General features: G+C 58.0%; 21 protein-coding genes and 1 pseudogene. 21 read left to right on the forward strand and 1 reads right to left on the reverse strand.

The genetic code is table 11. The features are described from left to right. Positions 1-19 precede the first annotated feature (19 nt). From ald to ACVW1B_RS42585, 17 genes and pseudogenes are all read left to right on the forward strand, one after another. Positions 20-1,132 carry an alanine dehydrogenase gene (gene ald, locus ACVW1B_RS42505; protein ID WP_253604001.1) on the forward strand — a complete coding sequence of 371 codons (1,113 nt, stop codon included), beginning with the start codon at positions 20-22 and terminating at the stop codon, positions 1,130-1,132. 702 nt (positions 1,133-1,834) lie between these two features. Beyond that, entirely contained in the window at positions 1,835-2,029 is a 195-nt protein-coding gene (locus tag ACVW1B_RS42510) for a 4Fe-4S binding protein (protein WP_253603999.1), read from the forward strand. Between the two features lie 190 nt (positions 2,030-2,219). Next, the gene (gene sufB / locus ACVW1B_RS42515; protein ID WP_253603997.1) at positions 2,220-3,716 is read left to right on the forward strand and encodes a Fe-S cluster assembly protein SufB; all 1,497 of its coding nucleotides are present in this window, start codon (positions 2,220-2,222) and stop codon (positions 3,714-3,716) included. A 69-nt stretch (positions 3,717-3,785) separates the two neighbouring features. Then, on the forward strand, positions 3,786-4,538 hold the full coding sequence (gene sufC, locus ACVW1B_RS42520; protein ID WP_253603995.1) for a Fe-S cluster assembly ATPase SufC: 753 nt from the start codon (positions 3,786-3,788) through the stop codon (positions 4,536-4,538). 19 nt (positions 4,539-4,557) lie between these two features. Beyond that, complete coding sequence (gene sufD, locus ACVW1B_RS42525) at positions 4,558-5,877, forward strand: Fe-S cluster assembly protein SufD (RefSeq protein WP_253603994.1); 1,320 nt, start codon at positions 4,558-4,560, stop codon at positions 5,875-5,877. Then, the gene (locus tag ACVW1B_RS42530; RefSeq protein WP_253603992.1) at positions 5,877-7,124 is read left to right on the forward strand and encodes a cysteine desulfurase; all 1,248 of its coding nucleotides are present in this window, start codon (positions 5,877-5,879) and stop codon (positions 7,122-7,124) included. The genes sufD and ACVW1B_RS42530 overlap by 1 nt, the downstream gene beginning before the upstream one ends. 62 nt (positions 7,125-7,186) lie before the next feature. Next, entirely contained in the window at positions 7,187-7,324 is a 138-nt protein-coding gene (locus ACVW1B_RS42535) for a hypothetical protein (protein ID WP_253603990.1), read from the forward strand. A gap of 273 nt (positions 7,325-7,597) precedes the next feature. Next, positions 7,598-9,100 (forward strand): nitrogenase molybdenum-iron protein alpha chain, encoded by a 1,503-nt coding sequence (nifD, locus tag ACVW1B_RS42540; protein WP_253603988.1) that lies wholly within the window; start codon positions 7,598-7,600, stop codon positions 9,098-9,100. A gap of 89 nt (positions 9,101-9,189) precedes the next feature. Beyond that, positions 9,190-10,746, forward strand: a complete 1,557-nt coding sequence (gene nifK / locus ACVW1B_RS42545) for a nitrogenase molybdenum-iron protein subunit beta (protein ID WP_253603986.1) — start codon at positions 9,190-9,192, stop codon at positions 10,744-10,746. A 111-nt stretch (positions 10,747-10,857) separates the two neighbouring features. Next, entirely contained in the window at positions 10,858-12,504 is a 1,647-nt protein-coding gene (gene nifE, locus ACVW1B_RS42550; RefSeq protein ID WP_069277637.1) for a nitrogenase iron-molybdenum cofactor biosynthesis protein NifE, read from the forward strand. Between the two features lie 9 nt (positions 12,505-12,513). Next, positions 12,514-13,923: a nitrogenase iron-molybdenum cofactor biosynthesis protein NifN gene (nifN, locus tag ACVW1B_RS42555; RefSeq protein WP_069277618.1), complete on the forward strand. Its 1,410-nt coding sequence runs from the start codon at positions 12,514-12,516 to the stop codon at positions 13,921-13,923. Further along, positions 13,920-14,315 carry a nitrogen fixation protein NifX gene (gene nifX, locus ACVW1B_RS42560; protein WP_092084238.1) on the forward strand — a complete coding sequence of 132 codons (396 nt, stop codon included), beginning with the start codon at positions 13,920-13,922 and terminating at the stop codon, positions 14,313-14,315. Before nifN ends, nifX begins: the two co-directional genes overlap by 4 nt. A 6-nt stretch (positions 14,316-14,321) precedes the next feature. After that, positions 14,322-14,792: a NifX-associated nitrogen fixation protein gene (locus ACVW1B_RS42565; RefSeq protein ID WP_253603984.1), complete on the forward strand. Its 471-nt coding sequence runs from the start codon at positions 14,322-14,324 to the stop codon at positions 14,790-14,792. Between the two features lie 8 nt (positions 14,793-14,800). Beyond that, positions 14,801-15,001, forward strand: a complete 201-nt coding sequence (locus tag ACVW1B_RS42570; protein ID WP_092084234.1) for a CCE_0567 family metalloprotein — start codon at positions 14,801-14,803, stop codon at positions 14,999-15,001. 13 nt (positions 15,002-15,014) lie between these two features. Next, a complete protein-coding gene (gene fdxB / locus ACVW1B_RS42575; RefSeq protein WP_092084232.1) occupies positions 15,015-15,314 on the forward strand; it encodes a ferredoxin III, nif-specific in 300 nt (99 codons plus the stop codon). A gap of 629 nt (positions 15,315-15,943) precedes the next feature. Next, a complete protein-coding gene (locus tag ACVW1B_RS42580) occupies positions 15,944-16,783 on the forward strand; it encodes a host specificity protein (protein ID WP_253588063.1) in 840 nt (279 codons plus the stop codon). Between the two features lie 664 nt (positions 16,784-17,447). Beyond that, positions 17,448-17,842, forward strand: a pseudogene (locus tag ACVW1B_RS42585) (Rieske (2Fe-2S) protein). Between the two features lie 7 nt (positions 17,843-17,849). Here ACVW1B_RS42585 and ACVW1B_RS42590 read toward each other — a convergent pair. Continuing rightward, the gene (locus ACVW1B_RS42590; protein WP_253588062.1) at positions 17,850-18,440 is read right to left on the reverse strand and encodes a hypothetical protein; all 591 of its coding nucleotides are present in this window, start codon (positions 18,438-18,440) and stop codon (positions 17,850-17,852) included. 273 nt (positions 18,441-18,713) lie between these two features. Between ACVW1B_RS42590 and ACVW1B_RS42595 the strand changes: the two genes are divergently transcribed. The 4 genes from ACVW1B_RS42595 to ACVW1B_RS42610 all read left to right on the forward strand — a co-directional run bounded on the left by ACVW1B_RS42595 (position 18,714) and on the right by ACVW1B_RS42610 (position 21,628). Then, the gene (locus tag ACVW1B_RS42595; RefSeq protein WP_069277623.1) at positions 18,714-19,034 is read left to right on the forward strand and encodes a HesB/IscA family protein; all 321 of its coding nucleotides are present in this window, start codon (positions 18,714-18,716) and stop codon (positions 19,032-19,034) included. A 319-nt stretch (positions 19,035-19,353) separates the two neighbouring features. Continuing rightward, complete coding sequence (gene nifS, locus ACVW1B_RS42600) at positions 19,354-20,547, forward strand: cysteine desulfurase NifS (RefSeq protein WP_069277624.1); 1,194 nt, start codon at positions 19,354-19,356, stop codon at positions 20,545-20,547. After that, positions 20,544-20,768 carry a putative nitrogen fixation protein NifT gene (gene nifT / locus ACVW1B_RS42605; RefSeq protein ID WP_069277625.1) on the forward strand — a complete coding sequence of 75 codons (225 nt, stop codon included), beginning with the start codon at positions 20,544-20,546 and terminating at the stop codon, positions 20,766-20,768. The genes nifS and nifT overlap by 4 nt, the downstream gene beginning before the upstream one ends. Further along, positions 20,765-21,628, forward strand: coding sequence for an SIR2 family NAD-dependent protein deacylase (locus ACVW1B_RS42610; protein WP_069277626.1), 864 nt, complete (start codon positions 20,765-20,767; stop codon positions 21,626-21,628). The genes nifT and ACVW1B_RS42610 overlap by 4 nt, the downstream gene beginning before the upstream one ends. The last annotated feature ends 89 nt before the right edge of the window (positions 21,629-21,717 follow it).

Consider the following 21,717-nt stretch of genomic DNA (forward strand, 5'->3'; position numbering starts at 1 on the left):
CCAGGCAGGGAGTTTTCAAATGAAGGTCGGGGTCCCCAAGGAAATCAAGCCGCACGAATATCGCGTGGGCCTTACCCCTGGAGCCGTCCGCGAATACGTGGCAGCGCGCCACCGCGTGATGATCGAGACCAATGCCGGTGCTGGCATTGGTGCAACCGATGACGATTATCGCGCCGTCGGCGCAACGATCCTGGCTTCTGCAGGCGAGGTATTCGCATCGAGCGAGATGATCGTAAAGGTTAAGGAGCCTCAACCGTCCGAATGGAGCCAACTGCGGGAGGGCCAGATCCTCTTCACTTACCTGCATCTGGCGCCAGACCCGGAGCAGGCCAAGGGACTCCTCAAATCTGGGTGCACCGCGATCGCCTATGAGACCGTAACCGATGGTCATGGGGGCCTTCCACTGTTGGCACCGATGAGCGAGGTCGCGGGTCGGCTTGCGATCGAAGCGGCGGGTAGTGCGCTGAAGCGCAGTGCAGGCGGACGAGGGCTGCTAATCGGTGGAGTGCCCGGTGTTCAGCCGGCTCGGATCGTGGTGATCGGGGGCGGCGTCGTTGGCACGCACGCGGCACGCATGGCGGTCGGTTTGGGCGCCGAGGTCACCATCATCGACCGTTCGATACCCCGGCTCCGCGAGTTGGACGAGCTATTCGAAGGGCGCGTTCGTACCAGGTTTTCCACCATCGAATCCGTGGAGGAGGAAGTATTTGCGGCCGATGTGGTAATTGGTGCGGTGCTCGTTCCAGGAGCTAGCGCACCGAAGCTGGTCCGCCGGAGCATGCTGAGCTCAATGCGCAAGAGCGCGGTCATCGTGGATGTCGCTATCGATCAGGGCGGCTGCTTTGAGACATCGCATCCAACCACCCACGCCGATCCAACTTACGAGGTGGATGGCATCATCCATTATTGCGTGGCGAATATGCCCGGCGCTGTGCCGTTGACCTCGAGCCAGGCACTGAACAACGCCACTCTGCCATTTGGTTTGGCTTTGGCCAACAAGGGTTTTTCCGCCGTGCTCGAGAATCCGCACCTGCGCGCGGGCCTCAATGTCCATCGAGGCCGGCTCACTTACAAGGCGGTTGCCGAGAGCCTCGGGCTCCCCTTCTCTCCGATCGAACAGGCTGCGGCCTGATCCCAGAGGCCCCACACGGGCGTTTCCTCCCTGACTTGGGCCACCCTTCGGGGTGGCTTTTTTTTTGGCTCTATCAACCTGCAGAGCGCCGCGGGCATGTCCCTGGAACGCGGAGCGAAGGCCGACGCGTCATGGGAGACAAACTGTTCGTCCAATAGAGGGTATATGAACGCACGTCTGCGGGTAATCCGATAGGATTGGGTATTGCCTGCAACGGCTCGCCCGGTGGGGCCGCGATCATCAAACCGACTTTTATCTGCTATCTGCGCGATCAGTGCGACATTTTTGGTCGTGCTGTGGAGATGCGCATCGGATTGGTGACGACTGCACCGGCTCTTCATCGTAGCGCGCTGTCGCTAAATCCGCCGCCGTCCGTCAGCAGAACCGATATGATCGGCACTGGCGAACCTGACGCAGTAGCGGAGCACTCGGAGGGGACGGTGCCGATCTGTAGCTGCGCTACCGCGGCCATCTGAAAGATCAGCCGGTGGACGCGGTTGACCTCGTTGGTCGACTGCCGCCGGATCGACCATGGGCTCAAGCTAAGGCGTCCTGCCGTCATGCACATTGTCGCATTTGCGACAACCGTTGAGGCGGCGACAAGTGCTTTGGAAAATAACCGAGACAAATCAAGCCCAGGCTCTTTGGCATAAGACTTGAACGCAAGAAGCGGTCCCTCACTTTTGCTATGGAATCGCAGTGATGCCCTACAAGATAATCGCGTCCCAGTGCACTGTCTGCGGCGCGTGTGAGTTCGAATGTCCCAACGCCGCGATCAGCCTGAAGAACGACATATACGTGATCAATCCGGCCCAGTGCACCCAATGTGAGGGGCATTTTGAGGCGCCGCAATGCGCTGTCGTTTGCCCAGTGCCCAACACCTGCGTGCCGGCATAAGAGACTAGCCGATGAGTGGGGCTCCGGCACACATGATGAAGACACCAGCGAAGGCGGTGTCTATCTGGATCGGTCACCTGGTTTTCTCACTCGCTCGTCCCCCGTTGGCTGTGACTTGCGCGATCGGCTCGGAGGGGACGCAGGCGGACCGTCGTCGGCCGGAGTTGTTCGTGCGCGAGCGGAGGGGGCAATGGTAGCTGTACAAGAGACGGTCGAGCGCGTCCGGCGCATCGACGTCGACCAGTATCGATATGGGTTTGAGACGCTGATCGAGTCCGACAAGGCCCCGAAGGGGCTGTCGGAAGACACCGTCCGCTTCATCTCCGCAAAGAAGAACGAACCGGCCTGGATGCTGGAATGGCGCCTGGAGGCGTATCGCCGCTGGCTGACCATGACCGAGCCGACCTGGGCGCGCGTCGACTATCCGAAGATCGACTACCAGGACATCTACTACTACGCGGCGCCGAAGCCGAAGAAGACGCTGTCCTCGATCGACGAGATCGATCCGGAAATCCTCAAGACCTACGAGAAGCTCGGTATCCCCTTGCGCGAGGTCGCGATCCTCGAGGGCGTCGAGCCGCCGCCCGGTGGCGAGCAGACGCCGAACCGCAAGATCGCGGTCGACGCCGTGTTCGATTCGGTTTCTGTTGCGACCACCTTCCAGAAGGAGCTGAAGGCGGCCGGCGTGATCTTCATGCCGATCTCGGAGGCGATCCGCGAGCATCCCGAGCTGGTGCAGAAATATCTCGGCACCGTGGTGCCGACCTCGGACAATTACTTCGCGACATTGAATTCGGCTGTGTTCTCCGACGGCTCGTTCGTCTACGTGCCGCCGGGCGTGCGCTGCCCGATGGAGCTGTCGACCTATTTCCGCATCAACGAGCGCAACACCGGCCAGTTCGAGCGCACGCTGATCATCGCCGACAAGGGCTCCTACGTCTCCTATCTCGAGGGCTGCACCGCGCCGCAGCGCGACGAGAACCAGCTGCACGCCGCCGTGGTCGAGCTCGTCACGCTCGACGATGCCGAGATCAAATATTCGACGGTGCAGAACTGGTACCCGGGCAATTCGGAAGGCAAGGGCGGCATCTACAATTTCGTCACCAAGCGTGGCGACTGCCGTGGTCGCAATTCGAAGATCTCCTGGACCCAGGTCGAGACCGGTTCGGCGATCACCTGGAAATATCCGAGCTGCATCCTGCGCGGCGACAATTCGAGCGGCGAGTTCTACTCGATCGCGATCTCGAACGGCTTCCAGCAGGTCGACAGCGGCACCAAGATGATCCATCTCGGCAAGAACACGTCGAGCCGGATCATCTCCAAGGGCATCGCCGCCGGCAAGTCGCAGAACACCTATCGCGGCCTGGTCAGCGCGCACCGCAAGGCCACCGGCGCGCGCAACTACACCGCCTGCGACTCGCTTCTGATCGGCGACAAATGCGGCGCGCACACCGTGCCCTATGTCGAGGCCAAGAATTCCTCGGCGATACTCGAGCATGAAGCGACAACGTCGAAGATCTCAGAAGACATCCTGTTCTTTTGCGCGCAAAGAGGCTTGAGCGAGCAACACGCCATTGGCCTCGTGGTCAACGGTTTCGCGAAAGACGTGCTGCAAAAACTGCCGATGGAATTTGCGGTGGAGGCGCAGAAGTTGATCACGATCTCGCTCGAGGGATCCGTCGGATAATTAATCGTTCCGCGAGCCCTCCTGATCGCGGCGCGCGTTCCGGATCACGCATTTCAGGATCAGATCACAATGGCGCTACTTGAAGTCCGAGATTTGCATGCCGGTATCGAGGGCTGCGAAATTCTTCGCGGCCTCGATCTTACGGTCGATGTGGGTGAAGTGCATGCTATCATGGGGCCGAACGGCTCCGGAAAGTCTACGCTTAGCCACGTTATCTCCGGCAAACCCGGCTATCAGGTGATCGCTGGCCAAATCCTGTTCAAGGATGACGACCTGCTCGCGATGGAAGCAGACGAGCGCGCTGCCAAGGGCGTATTTCTTGCCTTCCAGTATCCGGTGGAAATCCCTGGCGTAACCACCATGAACTTCCTGCGCGCGGCGCTAAACGCCCAGCGCAAGGCGCGCGCACAAAAGGAATTCTCCACTCCCGATTTTACGAAACGAGTCCGCGAGGTCGCTAAGTCGCTCAACATCCCGCAAGGCATGCTCAAGCGCGGCCTCAATGTCGGATTTTCTGGCGGTGAGAAGAAGCGCAACGAGATTTTGCAGATGGCGCTGTTCGACCCGAGCCTGTGCATCCTGGACGAGATCGATTCCGGTCTCGACATCGATGCACTGCGGATTGTCGCGGGCGGCATCAACGCGTTGCGTTCGCCGCAACGAGCGATGATCGTGATCACCCACTATCGGCGGCTTCTCGACTACATCGTGCCGGACGTTGTCCACGTGATGTCGAAAGGGCGGGTAAGAAAGAGCGGCGGCAAGGAACTCGCACTGGAGCTTGAGGCTTCTGGCTACGCCCAATTCGAGGACGTGGCGTGACGGCTCAAAGGGTTTCCAGATGAATCAGGTTGTAGTCAAAGCCGCCGCTGGGCGCACAATGGACAATGTCTTCGCCGCGGCGCATGGACGGCTGCCTGGCTCTGGGCCCGTCGCTCATATCCGTGCAAGGGCATTTGAGGCCTACAAGTGCGCCGGCCTCCCGCATCGGCGCGTTGAGGCTTGGAAATACACCGATCTGCGCGCCCTGATTGGCGAGGTCCAGCCACTCGCTCCGCAACCGAATGCGGCTGCACTGGTGCACGCAAGGACGTCAGTTAAGCGAGCGGCAGTCGAGCAGGCGGTCAAGCTCGTCTTGGTGGATGGCATATTCGCCCCCGAGCTATCCGACGTAGGTAGGCTGGAAAATGGGGTCGATGTGCGGTCGCTCCGAGAGGTCCTGGAGAATTCCGCCGACAGCGCGATGGCCGGGCTGATACTCTCGACGACGATTGATGCGATGATTTCGCTCAACGCGGCAATGGCGACCGATGGCTTGGTGATTACGATCGCTGAGGGCAAAGCGGTAAAGCGTCCGATACAGATCGTTCACGTCGCGACCGGATCGTGGGCGTCCAACTTCACGCGTTCCTATCTGCATCTCGGCCAAGGCGCAGAAGCGGTCGTGCTGGAAAGCTTCGTCTCGAACGAAGGCGCGAGCGGCTATCAGACTAACGATGCGACAATCGCCCTGATTAGTGAGGAGGCGCGCTTTTCGCATATCCGACTGGCAGCCGATGCCGCTGACGCGGTGAATATCTCGTCGGGGATCATCGCGGTCGGCGCCAGGGCGAGGCTTGATCTCTTCGGCATGATCTGCGGCGGCTCGGTCAGTCGCTATCAGGGATTCATCACGCTAGCCGGCGAGGGATCCAAGCTCTCGGCGAACGGGGTCAATCTCATCAGGCACAAGCAGCACGTCGACACGACAATCGTCGTCGAGCACGCTGTGCCCCGCTGCGCCAGCCGGGAGAAGTTCCGTGCGGTTATAGATGATTGCGGCCATTCGGTGTTCCAAGGCCGGATTGTCGTGCGCCCTGCCGCGCAGAAGACGGACGCCACGCTGACGATGCGAGCGCTGCTTCTGTCTGAAGAGGCCGGCGCCGACAACAAGCCCGAACTTGAAATCTTGGCCGACGACGTGACTTGCGGCCACGGATCGACATCAGGCGCGCTGGATGACACTCTCGTATTTTATCTGCGCGCTCGCGGTCTATCCGAGAAGGAGGCGCAGGCGTTGCTGATCAGAGCGTTCCTGGGTGAGGCGATTGAGGAAATCGGTATCGAGGATCTGCGCGATTTTGTGACCGCGCAAGCTGAACACTGGTTGCAGGCGCGGTGATGAGCGTGCATCCCGCGATGAACAATGGCCGGTACGAGGTTGACCGTCTGCGTACGGACTTTCCTGCGCTGAGCATGACAGTTTATGGAAGACCGCTGGTCTATCTCGACAATGCCGCCTCGGCGCAGAAGCCTAAGGCGGTACTTGACCGTATGATGCAGGCGTACTCCAGCGAATATGCCAACGTGCATCGCGGTTTGCACTACCTCGCTAACGCGGCGACCGAGGCGTATGAAGGTGCCCGTGCCAAGCTGGCGCGATTTGTAAACGCCCGTCTAAACGAAGAGATCATCTTCACCCGCAGCGCTACCGAAGCAATCAATCTGGTCGCCCAGACCTTCGGCCGTGAACGCGTCACTCCAGGGGATGAGATCATTCTCTCGATGATGGAACACCATTCCAACATCGTGCCGTGGCACTTTCTCAGGGAACGGAACGGTGCAGTGATCAAATGGGCGCCAGTCGATGATGACGGCAACTTCCTGCTCGATGCATTCGAGCAGCTCCTGACGCGACGCACCAAGATGGTTGCCATCACGCAGATGTCGAACGTGCTCGGGACCGTTGTGCCGGTGAAGGATGTGGTGAGTATCGCGCACGCGCGTGGTATCCCGGTGCTGATCGATGGTTCGCAAGGGGGCGTCCATCTGAACGCCGACGTCTGCGATATCGATTGCGATTTCTATGTGATGACGGGCCACAAACTCTATGGTCCGACGGGTATCGGACTGCTTTACGGCAAATCTGAGCATCTGGCGTTGATGCCACCCTTCAATGGCGGCGGCGAGATGATCCGTGAGGTGTCACGTGCCGGCGTCATCTATGGTGATCCGCCGCACCGGTTCGAGGCGGGTACGCCACCGATCGTTGAGGCGGTCGGTTTCGGGGCGGCTGTGGATTACATCAATTCCATAGGCAAGGAGCAGATCCGCGAGCACGAGAGTGCGTTGCTTGCCTACGCACAGCAGCAGCTGGGGGACATCAACTCCCTGCGCATGATCGGGACACCGGCCGATAAGGGGCCAATTATCTCCTTTGATATGAAGGGTGCGCATGCGCATGATATTGCCACCGTTGTCGACCGCGCAGGTGTAGCGGTGCGGGCGGGGGCCCATTGCGCGATGCCGCTGCTCAAGCGCTTCGGCGTTCTGGCGACGTGCCGTGCGTCCTTCGGCCTCTATAACACATACGAAGAGATTGATACGCTCGTAAGCGCGCTCACCAAGGCGCGGCAGCTATTATCGTGAACCGGCGAGCTTGCCACGTCTAGGCGTAGGCAGCTTGCGTCGATCTCGGGGGCGATGACGTCATGCACAAGGACGTCATCATCATTGCTGAGGGTAAAGCTTCTGTAGTCTCTGCAGACATGGATGGTATTGGCATGCCGGAGCCGCTCAGCCTGCCTGTTTTCCGTGTTAGCGGCTGTCCCGGCGAGCGTGATCGCTAGGTACTGCAATCGGCGGCACTTCGTGCCTTCCAGAATTGTGCGACGCAATTTCGCGCATAACCGGCACTTGTTCCATTTCGAACAGGGCTAACGAAGAAGTCTCCGTGCAAAGTGCGATGTCGCGTTCGCAACAACAATCAGCCCCACGGGGCGAAGTGCGCTAACCGCTTTTATTTACTCCAGTTTTTGCGCACGCGACGGGCTGGCATGCTCGTTGCAAAAGTCTTGGACAGCAAGCCGCTCTCCAACAGCTAACCCTTGAAGGACATAAGCATGAGTCTCGCTACGACCCAGAGCATTGCAGAAATCAAGGCTCGCAACAAAGAGCTGATCGAGGAGGTGCTGAAAGTCTATCCGGAGAAGACCGCGAAACGGCGCGCCAAGCACCTCAACGTTCACCAGGCCGGCAAGTCCGACTGCGGGGTCAAGTCCAACATCAAATCAATACCCGGTGTGATGACGATCAGAGGTTGTGCCTATGCAGGATCCAAGGGGGTGGTCTGGGGACCGATCAAGGATATGGTCCATATCAGCCATGGCCCGGTTGGCTGCGGCCAGTATTCGTGGGGCTCGCGTCGTAACTATTACGTTGGCACGACGGGCGTCGATAGTTTCGTGACCCTGCAATTCACCTCCGACTTCCAGGAAAAGGACATCGTATTTGGTGGCGACAAGAAACTGATCAAAATCCTTGACGAAATCCAAGAGCTGTTTCCGCTCAACAACGGCATCACAATCCAATCGGAATGCCCAATCGGACTGATCGGGGACGACATCGAGGCCGTATCGAGAGCAAAATCCAAGGAATACGGCGGCAAGACCATCGTGCCCGTCCGCTGTGAGGGCTTTCGCGGCGTGTCGCAATCGCTTGGCCACCACATTGCCAACGACGCGGTGCGCGATTGGATTTTCGACAAGCTCGAGACCGACGACAAACCAAAGTTCGAATCGACCCCCTACGATGTTGCGATCATCGGAGACTACAATATCGGCGGCGACGCCTGGTCGTCGCGAATTCTGCTGGAGGAAATGGGCCTGAGGGTGATTGCGCAGTGGTCCGGCGATGGTTCACTCGCTGAGCTCGAAGCGACGCCGAAGGCAAAGCTCAATATTCTGCATTGCTACCGTTCCATGAACTACATCTCCCGCCACATGGAAGAGAAATTTGGTATTCCCTGGTGCGAGTATAACTTCTTCGGACCGTCAAAGATCGCAGAATCGCTGCGCAAGATTGCGGGCTATTTCGACGACAGGATCAAGGAAGGCGCCGAGCGGGTGATTGAAAAATACCAACCGCTGGTGAACGCTGTGATCGCGAAATATCGCCCCCGCCTAGAGGGCAAGACGGTGATGCTGTACGTCGGCGGGCTTCGTCCGCGTCATGTGATTGGCGCGTACGAGGATCTCGGCATGGAAGTCGTGGGCACCGGATACGAGTTCGGCCACAACGACGACTATCAGCGCACCGCTCAACATTACGTCAAGGACAGCACGCTCATCTACGACGACGTCAATGGCTATGAGTTCGAGCGCTTCGTCGAAAAGCTCCAGCCCGATCTGGTTGGATCGGGCATCAAGGAGAAATACGTTTTCCAAAAGATGGGTGTCCCGTTCCGGCAGATGCATTCCTGGGACTATTCTGGCCCATACCACGGCTATGACGGCTTTGCGATCTTCGCGCGGGACATGGACATGGCGGTCAACTCGCCGATCTGGAAGAAGATGAAGGCTCCCTGGAAGGGAGCTGCGAAGCCGAAGCTCTTGGCTGCAGAATAAAAAGCACTTGGTTCCAGAGTAGAGCAACCGATCCCGCTCTCTGGGGAGAGTTGGGGCGACATCAATTTCGATAGTAAAGGATCTTAACAATGGCGCAGAGTGCAGAACATGTGCTCGATCATGTCGAACTGTTCCGTGGTCCAGAATACCAAAAAATGCTGGCCGACAAGAAGATGTTCGAAAATCCCCGCGATCCTGGCGAGGTCGAACGTATCAAGGAATGGACCAAGACGGCTGAATACCGCGAGAAGAATTTTGCGCGGGAGGCGCTCACGGTAAATCCGGCCAAGGCCTGCCAGCCGCTTGGGGCCGTATTCGTCTCGGTTGGTTTTGAGGGTACGCTGCCTTTCGTCCACGGCTCGCAAGGCTGCGTGGCCTACTACCGCAGCCATCTGTCGCGGCACTTCAAGGAGCCGAGCTCCTGCGTGTCTTCATCTATGACGGAAGACGCCGCTGTATTCGGCGGGCTGAACAACATGATCGACGGGCTCGCCAACAGCTACAACATGTACAAGCCAAAGATGATTGCGGTCTCGACGACATGCATGGCTGAGGTGATCGGCGATGACCTCAACGCCTTCATCAAGACATCGAAGGAAAAGGGCTCGGTTCCGGCAGAGTTCGACGTGCCGTTCGCTCACACGCCGGCGTTCGTCGGCAGCCACGTCACTGGCTATGACAATGCGCTCAAGGGCATCCTGGAGCATTTTTGGGACGGAAAGGCAGGAACAGCGCCGAAGCTGGAGCGCGAGCCAAACGAGGCAATCAACATCATCGGCGGTTTCGATGGCAATACCGTTGGAAACCTTCGCGAGATCAAGCGAATCTTGGCATTGATGGACATTAAGCACACGATTCTCGCCGATAACTCTGAAGTTTTCGATACCCCGACCGACGGCGAGTTCCGAATGTACGACGGCGGTACCACGTTGGAAGATGCGGCTAACGCGGTTCACGCCAAGGCGACAATCTCCATGCAGCAATGGTGTACGGAAAAAACGCTGCCGTTCGTATCCCAGCATGGCCAGGACGTTGTGTCTTTCAATTACCCGGTCGGCGTATCCGCAACCGATGATTTTCTCGTGGCGTTATCGCGCATCAGTGGCAAGGAGATCCCGGAGGAACTTGCGCGAGAGCGTGGCCGCTTGGTTGATGCCATCGCGGACTCCAGCGCGCATATCCATGGCAAGAAGTTCGCCATCTACGGCGACCCGGATCTCTGCTATGGGTTGGCTGCCTTTCTGCTCGAACTCGGTGCCGAACCGACTCATGTGCTGTCCACCAACGGCAACAAGGCGTGGCAGGAAAAAATGGAAGTGCTGTTTGCAAGCTCGCCATTTGGGCAGGCTTGCCAAGCCTATCCGGGTCGGGACCTCTGGCACATGCGTTCGCTCTTGTTTACCGATCCGGTTGACTTTCTGATTGGCAATACCCACGGCAAGTATCTGGAGCGCGACACGGGAACGCCATTGATTCGCATCGGATTCCCGATTTTCGATCGACATCACCATCACCGCTCCCCTGTATGGGGCTATCAGGGCGGCTTGAATGTGCTGGTGAAGATTCTCGACAAGATCTTCGACGAAATCGACAAGAAAACAAATGTTCTAGGCAAAACCGACTACAGCTTCGACATCATTCGTTGATGGCAGACAATGCGCTGCGACATCGCCGAGGACTTCGGCGATGTCGCAAGAGACATGTGGTTGGCCATGATGGTTGGCCTTGCATTTGATTTCGATCGAAAGGAAAAAAGAATGAGCTCGCTAGCGGCCAGGGTCCAGAGTATTTTCAACGAACCGGGCTGCGCCAAGAATGGTAGTAAGTCGGAGGCTGAGCGCAAAAAGGGCTGCACCAAACAGCTGCAGCCTGGCAGCGCTGCGGGCGGCTGTGCGTTCGACGGCGCAAAAATTGCGCTGCAGCCCTTTACCGACGTCGCTCACCTCGTACATGGTCCGATCGCGTGCGAAGGCAATTCGTGGGACAATCGCGGCGCGGCGTCTTCCGGCTCTAGTCTGTGGCGCACCGCATTCACGACCGATATGAGCGAAACCGATATCGTATTTGGAGGCGAGAAGCGGCTCTGCAAAGCGATCAAGGAGATCATCGACAAGCACGACCCGCCCGCTGTCTTCGTCTATCAGACTTGCATCCCAGCCATGATCGGCGACGATATCGACGCGGTCTGTAAGGCGGCGTCTCAAAGGTTCGGCAAGCCGGTGATCCCGATCAATTCCCCGGGGTTCGTTGGTTCGAAGAACCTCGGTAACAAACTCGCCGGCGAGGCCTTACTCGACTATGTGATCGGAACGCAAGAGCCGGACTACACCACACCGTACGATGTCAACCTCATCGGAGAATACAATCTCTCCGGAGAGCTCTGGCAAGTGAAGCCTCTGTTGGATGAGCTTGGAGTCCGGATTCTCTCCTGCATCTCGGGTGATGCCAAATATCGCGAAGTCGCTTCATCCCATCGGGCACGGGCGGCGATGTTGGTGTGCTCGAAAGCCATGCTCAACGTCGCACGCAAAATGGAGGAACGCTACGGCATTCCGTTCTTCGAAGGCTCGTTCTACGGCATCCAGGATTCAAGCGAATCGCTGCGCCAGATTGCCCGCTTGTTGGTTGAGCGCGGCGCGCCGAAGGATTTGCTTGGACGCACCGAAGCTGTGATCGCCCGCGAGGAAGCGAGAGCATGGGCCGCGATCGGACCGTACAAGCCACGATTCAAGGGCAAGAAGGCTTTGTTGATCACCGGCGGCGTCAAGTCCTGGTCGGTTGTTGCGGCACTCCAGCAGGCCGGTCTCGAACTGGTCGGAACCAGTGTGAAGAAATCGACGAGGGAGGACAAGAAACGCATCAAGCAGCTGATGGGGCAGGATGCCCACATGATCGAAGATATGACGCCGCGCGAAATGTACAAGATGTTGAAGGAGGCCAAGGCGGACATCATGCTTTCGGGCGGCAAATCGCAGTTCGTTGCGTTGAAGGCGGCGATGCCTTGGCTCGATATCAACCAGGAGCGGTGCCACGCCTATATGGGCTATGTCGGAATGGTCAAGCTGGTGGAGGAGATCGATAAGTCGCTCTTCAACCCGATGTGGGAGCAGCTACGTCGACCAGCGCCATGGCAGGCCTTGGCCAAGGCGATGGTGCAGATGCAGCCGCCGGTGGCCGTGGTCGCCGGCGATCCGGCAGTCACGGAGGGGGCGCGGCGCGCGAGGAAGATCTGCTTCTGCAACACAGTCGATCTCGGCACAATTGAGGATGCGATCTACGCTCATGGCTTAAGCAGCGTCGATGCAGTCAGAGGCCACACCAATGCAGTCGGTGGTTGCTGCAAGCAACGCATCGAGGACGTTCTGTCGTCTTCGCCGCCTGCCGGGCTGCAAGCCGCCGAATAGGGACGTGTCATGGCCATTGCCACGGTGCCGACAAAAGCATGCGCGGTTAACCCGCTGAAGATGAGTCAGCCGATCGGCGCCGCTTTTGCCTTCATGGGGCTAAGTGGAGCGATGCCGCTTCTGCACGGCTCACAAGGTTGCACCTCCTTCGGGCTCACCCTCTTTGTGCGGCATTTCAAGGAAGCTGTACCACTGCAGACCACCGCGATGAGCGAGGTCGCGACCGTGCTGGGCGGCTACGAGAATCTCGAGCAGGCGATACTCAATATCTATAACCGGACCAAGCCAAAAATCATCGGAATCTGCTCGACGGGCGTCACCGAGACCAACGGCGACGATGTGGATGCCTACCTCAAGCTGATCCGCGACAAGCATCCGCAGCTCGCGAAATTACCGCTGGTCTATGTCTCCACGCCTGATTTCAAAGGTGCGTTCCAGGACGGCTGGGAGAAGGCTGTGGCGCGCATTGTGGATTTGCTGGTGGAAAGGCCAAACGTCAGCGGCCTGCGCGATCCATCGAGGGTGAATGTTCTTCCAGGATGTCACCTCACGCCCGGTGACCTTGATGAACTCCGCACGATCCTGGAGGATTTTGGGTTGCGGCCGTCGTTCCTGCCTGATCTGGCGGGGTCGCTCGATGGGCATATTCCCGACGAGTTTACGGCAACGACCATCGGCGGCATAGGCGTCGACGAAATCGCGAGCATGGGGCGTGCCGGATGGACCATCGCGGTCGGCGGGCAAATGCGGCGAGCAGCGGAGGTCATGCAGGCCAAAACTGGCGTGCCCATTCGCTTGTTCGAACGGCTGTGCGGTCTCGATCCGAACGACGACTTGATGACTTTCTTGAGCGAGATCAGCGGTCGCCCCGTCCCGTCGAAGTATCGGCGCCAGCGTGGCCAGCTGGCCGATGCAATGCTGGATACGCACTTCCATATCGGCGGTCGCAAACTTGCGATCGCGGCGGAGCCCGACCTGCTGTTCGACCTGTCCAGTATGCTGCACGACATGGGTGCGGAGGTGGCCGTGGCGGTGACGACTACGCAGTCGGCCGTGATCGAGCGGATCAAGACCGAAGAGGTGCTGATTGGCGATCTCGAGGATCTGGAAGAGCTTGCCAAAACCAGGCGTTGCGACCTGTTGATCACGCATTCGCATGGTAGGCAAGCGGCGGCTCGGCTGAAAATTCCGTTCTATCGAGCCGGCTTTCCGATGTTCGATCGGCTTGGCGCAGGACACCAATTATCCATCGGGTATCGTGGTACGCGCGATCTGATCTTCGACATCGCCAATCTCCTGATCGCGGACCGCGAGGAGAATCATCAGCCCACGCCCGATAGCTGGCGGGGTCGGGCCGCACTGCCAGCGGCGGCCGCCAACCGCAGCTCCGAGGGAGCGACTGAGAGGTCGATTGCATGAAGGTCGCGTTCGCCACACAAGACCTAAGACAGGTCGATGCCCATTTTGGTTGGGCAAAGAATATCGCTATCTACGATGTCGCGCCAAGCGGACACGTGTTTCTCAAGGCGGTTGAGTTTGAGGGAGATCTCAAGGAAGACGGCAACGACGATAAGTTAGCGCCGAAGATCGAAGCGATCAAGGATTGCGCAATCCTGTACGTTGCCGCAATCGGCGGTGCTGGCGCCGCGCGGGTGGTCGCCAACAACATCCATCCCATCAAAGTGAACAAGCCAGAGAACATCCTTGTGCTGCTCGAAAAGCTCGAGCAGGTGCTGAAGGGCACGCCGCCGCCTTGGCTCCGCAAGGCCTTGGCGAAGGACCAACGCCGCACATTCGAGTTCGACGAATGAGGTGAGATGACCGAGGCCGTAGAAATGGAGCAGCCGCGTGGCGACCTTGATGCGCCGTTCTTCAAGGAACTCGTCAAGATATGGCGCGCTCAGGATGCCAATGGAGCGTGGGAAGCAAAGAGCGATTTCGACCTGCTCGAACCCTATATCTTGGACAAGGAGAAGCGGCGTGCGCTGCCGATCGTCGGCGATCCTGATCCCGATACGCTGTGGCGGCTGGAGCTGTTCTTCAATGCGGTTGCACTCTCGATTGAGAAGGCCACCGGCGTGATGATCCAGCCGATGCTGAAGATGCATCATGAAGGCTTTGGCCGCATGGTGCTGATCGGAGGTCGGCTGATTGCGGTGAACAAACAGCTGCGCGATGTGCATCGCTTTGGTTTCGACAATCTCGCAATGCTCGCACAGGAGGGAGACAAATATGTCAGGAGCGGGATCGATTTGATTCGTAAATTTCCGGACGTGGCGAACTATTGAGGGCACTCATGAGCGATCGTGAAACACTGAAGGCAGAACTAAAGAAACTGTCGGCTAAAGCGTTACAAGCGAAAATGGATCTGCACGATCTTTCGGAAGAGCTTCCTATCAACTGGGCATCAATCATGGCGGTGGCAGAGAAGGCGCACCATGCCTACGCCGAACTCGAACGCAAGAGTCTGGATTTGAAGGCGCTGGAAAATATCTAGAGGGTTTCGACTCATGTCGTTTGCAACGCGCGATGGTCGCGACTGGACGCCGGACTACCTGATCTCGATCGATGCCAAGAAGTGCATCGGCTGTGGCCGCTGTTTCAAAGTGTGCGGTCGGGACGTCATGACGTTGAAAGGAATCAACGAGGAGGGCGAACTTGTCGATCTCGACGATGACGAGGACGATGAGATCGAAAAAAAAGTCATGGTTCTGAGTGATCAGGGCGCCTGCATCGGCTGCGGCGCCTGCAGTAGGGTTTGTCCGGCCAACTGCCAAACCCACGTTCCGGCCGAAGCTGAAGCTGTCTGACCCGCCGCCGTATCCCTCCCCCGCAGGGCGTTACGGTCAAAAATACAGCCATCGTTGAACTTCCTGAGCAGTGACCGCAACAAAGATCGGACCGGAACGTGGCTGTAACGCGAACCGTTTTAGGTCGTAACGAATTACGAAATGCTGTTTCCGATGCAGCGGCACGCTTGTTCGGTTGGGGATCAGGAGGAGCGTGCGTTTGGTCATGGTATGACCGTGGACAGATCCCCTTCCCTGATCGTCCCCGACCGAGTCTTGCGCTTTATTTGGTCTCTAGCTTTAGTCTCTAGCTCCGAACCGACGTGATCACGGCCAAAGCCTCGGCCGTTGGTGGCTGACAATATCCCTTGCTAGGAACGGTGCTAGCGGTCGGATCAGACCTGCAGGACGCAGAGAGCCAGCTCAGGCGCGACCAGTCTAGCGCAATAGGAGTGCAGTTCCTCAACAGGAGAAAACATATCGTCGAATCGCAATGCGCTGCTGGTGGCTTAGCGTTCGCGTGAAAGTTTCGGACAGGCGCCTTGCCTGTGCGTCAGGTTGTGGTCAGCTGGTCTGGATATCCTCACCCGCAGAGCTTGCGCGGCACGAGCTCAACAACATGCAATTTTGCCGATAGGAGAGCGAAGCTGATGTATGGCAGAATCGTTGGTGCGTCCGATCAGTCGGCAAGCGGTAGCCAGGCCGAATGGGAAGAGGCGGGAGACAGCTCCCGCTTTTCGGAGGCGGTGGCGGGTATGGATCCGGGTGAGTCCTCATCAATGACGCGATACACTCTCACTTCCAGTCCTCCGATCATCGAGATTAACCGATCTTCCTTCATGGATGGAGTAAGAAGATATTTGGGTAGCGACATCATGCAAATCGCAAGTAACCCAGAAGAGTACTCGGATTTCGTATCCGAGAAAGCGGAGCGCGCGGCAACGGTTGCTGGAAGCTATGCCAGCACTTACGATGATCCGAACAAACAGGCAAAATTCTACAGCTATCAACTGGGTGACGAAAGTGTCGGGCTTCTAAGGGCAGGTGGCCCCGCCACGATCAAAGGAGAACGTTTTCTGCGGCAGTTTGGGCGTAGCGACGTCACGTCCGTGGTAGATCTCCGCGTTACTCATCCGCTGGTCGAGAATGCTGGGGATATTTTGCTGGAGCATCAGTTGCGAATGGACGGCAAATATCCGCTGGTCTTGTCACGTCCTGCCGTAGAAGGCATGGAACCACGTCTGGCGGAAATGGGTTTTGTCCACTTCGGCCGCAATTACTGGGTGCTTGATCCTCACGAGCATCCCGAGGTGTGGACGAAGAACGAGAACGATCAGTGGCAGCGAACGGACAAGCCTACAAAGTATCTTTCCAATTCTGATGGTAATGATGTCGGCAATTTCGAGACGGTATCCTCCGACGATGATCCTGCGTTCTATTTGGAGCGCGCCATGGAAAGAATGGGTCTGGCGCAAGACGATTCGGAATGACGAGACTGGCTCGAAAATGACTGGTCCTTCCTCATTGCTAGCGCAAAAGTCTTAACCTCCAGAAGGGAGCGCATGCTCGCTCGCGCTCCCTCTCGTCTGGATCTCGGGCTTGCGGTCCTTGCCGGAAGTAGCCTAGCGTTGTGCTTCGCCGAATCGGCAGGACCTAGATACCCCGGCCGGTGGACCGAAAGGCGCGGGCACCCGCGAGCTGCGATCGTAAGTTGTTGCAACATGCTTGGCGGTCGCAACCGTGAAGTTTGAGCCGGAACAACTCGAATACCACCGGCGACGGCTAAGTGTGGTTTCGCGGTTGCAATCCTGCACCCAATCGCATCAGCGTGTCTTGGCATAAACACCAAAATCCAGACGCTTCACTCATTCAAAAGTATGCCAAGATCACTTGTCGTGGCATTCACGTGCGCAATCTGGCTTATTCGGTGCTGTCGGAAGGCATTGATGTTCTGCGAGCGACAGTGCGTTTGATGGGCCGGCAAGTAGTTCCAGAACGGTGGCGAAGGCTGTGCCGCGTAGTGATGTCGCAGCGCAAAGCCAAATGTTCGCGTGGATTGGCCTTGACCCGTAGAACCGTGTCAACAACGATCTTGCACTGCATGGTTGATTGCACAGCGACAGTAAAAGACGTCTAACATTAAGCGAGCAGCGAATGCAGCCAGATGCCGTCAACGCGATTTGCGGCTTTAAAGATATTCCAAGCTGCCGAGCCATGGGATTCCATCTTATGGTCATAGATGACGAGGGTAATCGACGGCCGTGGTCCATCGTTGTGATCCGATGGGGAGGAGCGTGCTTGGCTATGTCAATAAATGCCCGCACAACGGCGTCAATCTGGACTGGGAGCGGAACGAATTCCTCGATCCATACGGCGTTCGACTGATGTGCGGCAAGCACGGATCGACCTTCGAGCTCGGCACCGGCCAATGCGTCGAAGGTCCTTGTAAGGGTGGAACGCTCACGCCGATCGCGTTGATAGTCCTGGATGGAGATATCTGCGCCGTCGGCGTGAGTCTTGTCGAAGACGATGCTTCCCGCAACGAATGAAGCTTGTTCAGACGGGCCGGTTTTCGTTGCGGTTTTTCACAGGGGCCATCTTCTTAAGTCCATCTTCGTACGAGATCTCGTCATCGGACAGATCGAGATCCTTTGCCGCATCGAGCAGGTAATCGAGCTTGCCACCTGAATCGAGTTTCTTGATGTCATCCTTGTTGACCCCGACCAGGTCCATCATCTCCTTCCAAACCGTGGATTCATCGCACGGCAGGACGTGAAAGATAACGTCACCAAGCTTGACTCGGTATTTCGCGAGCAGGTCTATGTTGTTGCAGAACATGAAGTAGCTGCCGTCTGGGCTTAACGCGCCGTCCAGCACGCCCGCAACGTCGGCCAGATACGCGAATGAATGCAGATAGCCGGCCAGCACCGGAATGACCCGTTCTCCGCTCTGCGCAATCGTCAAAACCTGCTCGATCGAATAGTCCGGCGGCCGTTTCTCGTCCGCGACCTGGGTCTGGAATTTCAGTGCGATGTCGCCGCGAAAGCCGAACCGGCCAGGCTTTATGGTCCCGCCTTTGAATACGGCATTGAGCAGGCGGCCCTCCCTCTCAAGTCTGCCGAGCGCGGTGTTCTCGATTGTAGTCATTAAAATCGTCCTCGATCTAAGCGTTTCACCGACGCCTTGGCCGGTGCGAGACGCACTGCAAATTGCTTGCCGTCCACGCACAGCAGTCTTCGACGTAGCTTGGAAGGAAAAGGCGTAAATGGGCCCAGGCCGCCTCAAGCAGTCTTGTCGGAAATTCGACGCGAGTGCCAAAGCCAACAGGCACGATCCGAAAAGGCAAACATCATCAATCCTCTGCACGCTGGCACATGACTTGCCATAAGCAAGTGGTCCGAAGCAGATGAAGGATAAGCCATGATCAACCTGACGGATAGCGCGGTGAATGCGGTCAAGAGCGCGATTTCATCATCGGCCCAGCCAGCAAGCGGGCTGCGCATTATGGTCGAGGCAGGCGGCTGCAACGGGTTCAAATACATGATGGGTCTTGAAGAGCAACCGAAGCCCGACGACAAAGTGATCGAGTGCGGCGGCCTGAGGGTGTTTGTCGACAACAAGAGCCATGAGCATCTGGTCGGCACAACCATCGATTTCGTGATGGCGCTGGAGAGCCCAGGCTTCACCTTTCATAACCCGAACGCCACTTCGAGCTGCTCGTGCGGAAAATCGTTCAGCTAACAAAAAAGAGACGTCAAGCATGCTGACCGAATCAGAGCAAATGAGGCAATTACCGGCCGCCACGACCGACCGGCCGAGAACTATCCATTCGTGTCGTAATCGAAGATGTCCGACCCATTCTGCAACGAGGCAGCGACAGTCGGCTGAACCGGATCGATCGCGGCAGTGTCGTGGTCAGCCTTGGTGCCTGCGCGTTCTGCAAGCTTTCAAGGGGGCGCTGGAAGACATTCAGGGGTGGCTTGTCAATAGGCTCTGCGAATTGGTCCGCTTATTCCCGGTAGCTGCCGCAGCCAAGGCGTGAGATTAAGCGAGGGATCAAGTGCCGATTTATCTCGACAACAACGCGACGACGCGGACCGATCCGTCCGTTGTGCAAGCCATGTTGCCATTCTTCACCGAACAATTCGGCAATGCGTCATCCAGCCATACGTTTGGCGGCGAGGTCGCAGTCGCGCTGAAGCAGGCGCGCCGTAGCTTGCAGGATCTGTTGGGCAATGCCCACGATCATGAGATCGTTTTTACCTCCGGTGGGACCGAGGCGAATAATGCCGCCATCCTCTCGGCGCTTGCGATCCAAGAGGACCGCGACGAGATCGTCACCACATCGGTTGAGCACTCCGCCATCCTTTCCCTGGTTGAGCAGTTGGCGACGCGAGGCGTCAAGGCGCATATCGTACCGGTGGATTCCCGCGGCCGGCTCGACATCGAGGCGTTTCGCTGCGCGCTCGGGCCTCGTACGGCGGTGGCCTCGATCATGTGGGCCAACAACGAGACCGGTACGATTTTTCCGGTGGAGTTTCTGGCCGGATTGACCCGTGAGGCCGGCGCCCTGTTCCACACAGATGCGGTCCAGACCGTTGGAAAGGTACGTGTCAACCTAAAGGACAGTGCGATCGACATGTTGTCGCTTTCAGCACATAAACTACATGGCCCAAAAGGGATCGGTGCGCTCTATCTGCGCAAAGGAACAAAATTCCGGCCGCTGATCTGGGGCGGATCACAGGAACGTCGGCGCCGCGGCGGAACTGAGAACATTCCCGGCATCGTCGGTCTTGGAAAAGCGGCAGAACTGGCGCTGGAGCGGCTCGAGCCGGAACGAGTTCGCATTGGTGCGTTGCGAGACCGCCTGGAGCAGGGGATTTTGCATAATGGCGAGTGCGTGGTGCTCGGCGATGTCAGCAACCGGCTAACGAACACGGCTAATATCGCTTTCGATGATCTCGATGGCGAGGCAATCGTCCATCATCTCAATCGCGCCGGCATTGCCGTGTCGCTGGGATCAGCTTGCAACTCCGGCTCAATGGAGCCCTCGCATGTTCTGCGCGCCATGCAGGTACCGGAGCGGAGCATGCGCGGCGCGGTGCGCTTCTCTCTGTCGCGTGAAACCTCCTTCGCCGAGGTCGATGAGGTCGTGTGCGTGCTGTCAGAAATCGTGGCTCGATTGCGCGCCAACTTGCGGGAGTCTGCCAGTCTGGCCAACTATGCGCCGCAATCGAGGGAGTTGAACTCTTGAAGATCATGATCCGCCGCTCTCCGGACGCGGGCCTATCGATCTATGTGCCGAAAAAGGATCTCGAAGAACCGATCGTGGAATCCGAGCACGAAACGCTGTGGGGCGGCTGGATCAAAATAGCGAATGGCTGGGTGCTCGACTTGCCGGAGATGGCAAGCGATACACGATTGCCGGTGACAATCAACGCCAAAAAACGGGGCGAGAACGGTGACGATCCGTGAAGGCGACTCCACAGATCGATTTTGTCAATGGGACCGATGCCAAGGCCATTCTCGCGGACGTCGCTGCCGGGCTCAGGGCCGCGCGCGTCGTTCCTTATCTTGGTCCTGGCCTCGTCGAATTGTCCAGACCCGATGTGCCGACGACACCTGAGGCGTTATCTGAGTTCTTCGCCAGCAAGGTTGCGCTGCCGCGGCGGGCAAAGGGCAATGCATGGGCCGCGGCACAGCACATCGAGATCAGCAAACATCGCTCCACCGTGACGGCATTGATGGCGCAGGCGTTCGCTCGGCCGGTCGAGCCGACCGGGTTGCACGATCATCTTGCGTCTCTGTCGCTGCCCATCATAATCGACACATGGTATGATGGGGCGATGCGCGCGGCGCTGGATAAGCGCGATGGATGGGGCGAAGTGCAGGGTATTAGCCGCGTCGGCATTGGTGAGAATCGCTGGTATCGCTTTTATGACTCGGTTGGCCGAGAGGTCCACAGTGTCGTGGCGGACAGCTGGGCGACGGTATTGTACAAGCCGCACGGCGGCGTGCAGCCGGCAAATAACTTCCTGATTGCCGATGCCGACTATGTCGAGGTGCTGACCGAAATCGACATCCAGACACCGATTCCGGACATCATCAAGGAAAGGCGGATCGGACAGAGCTTTCTCTTCATCGGTTGTCGCTTTAACGATCAGCTGTTGCGTAGCTACGCCCGGCAAGTCATCAAGCGATCGGCCAATACCCATTATGCAATCGTCGATCTGGATGCGATCTCACGCAATGAGCTCCGTTTTCTGCGCGAGCAAGGCCTGATGCCGCTTGCGATTGGTCTGCCTCGCGCGGTCGAGATACTGCTCACCCATTAGCGGCGTTGCGAAGCCGGATTCCCCAGCTCGTATTGCCCGTTGTGAGGTGGCCGCATCGCATTAAGGCCAACAGAGATGGCGCCGGGGAG

It is taken from the genome of Bradyrhizobium sp. USDA 4502, from assembly GCF_054063355.1.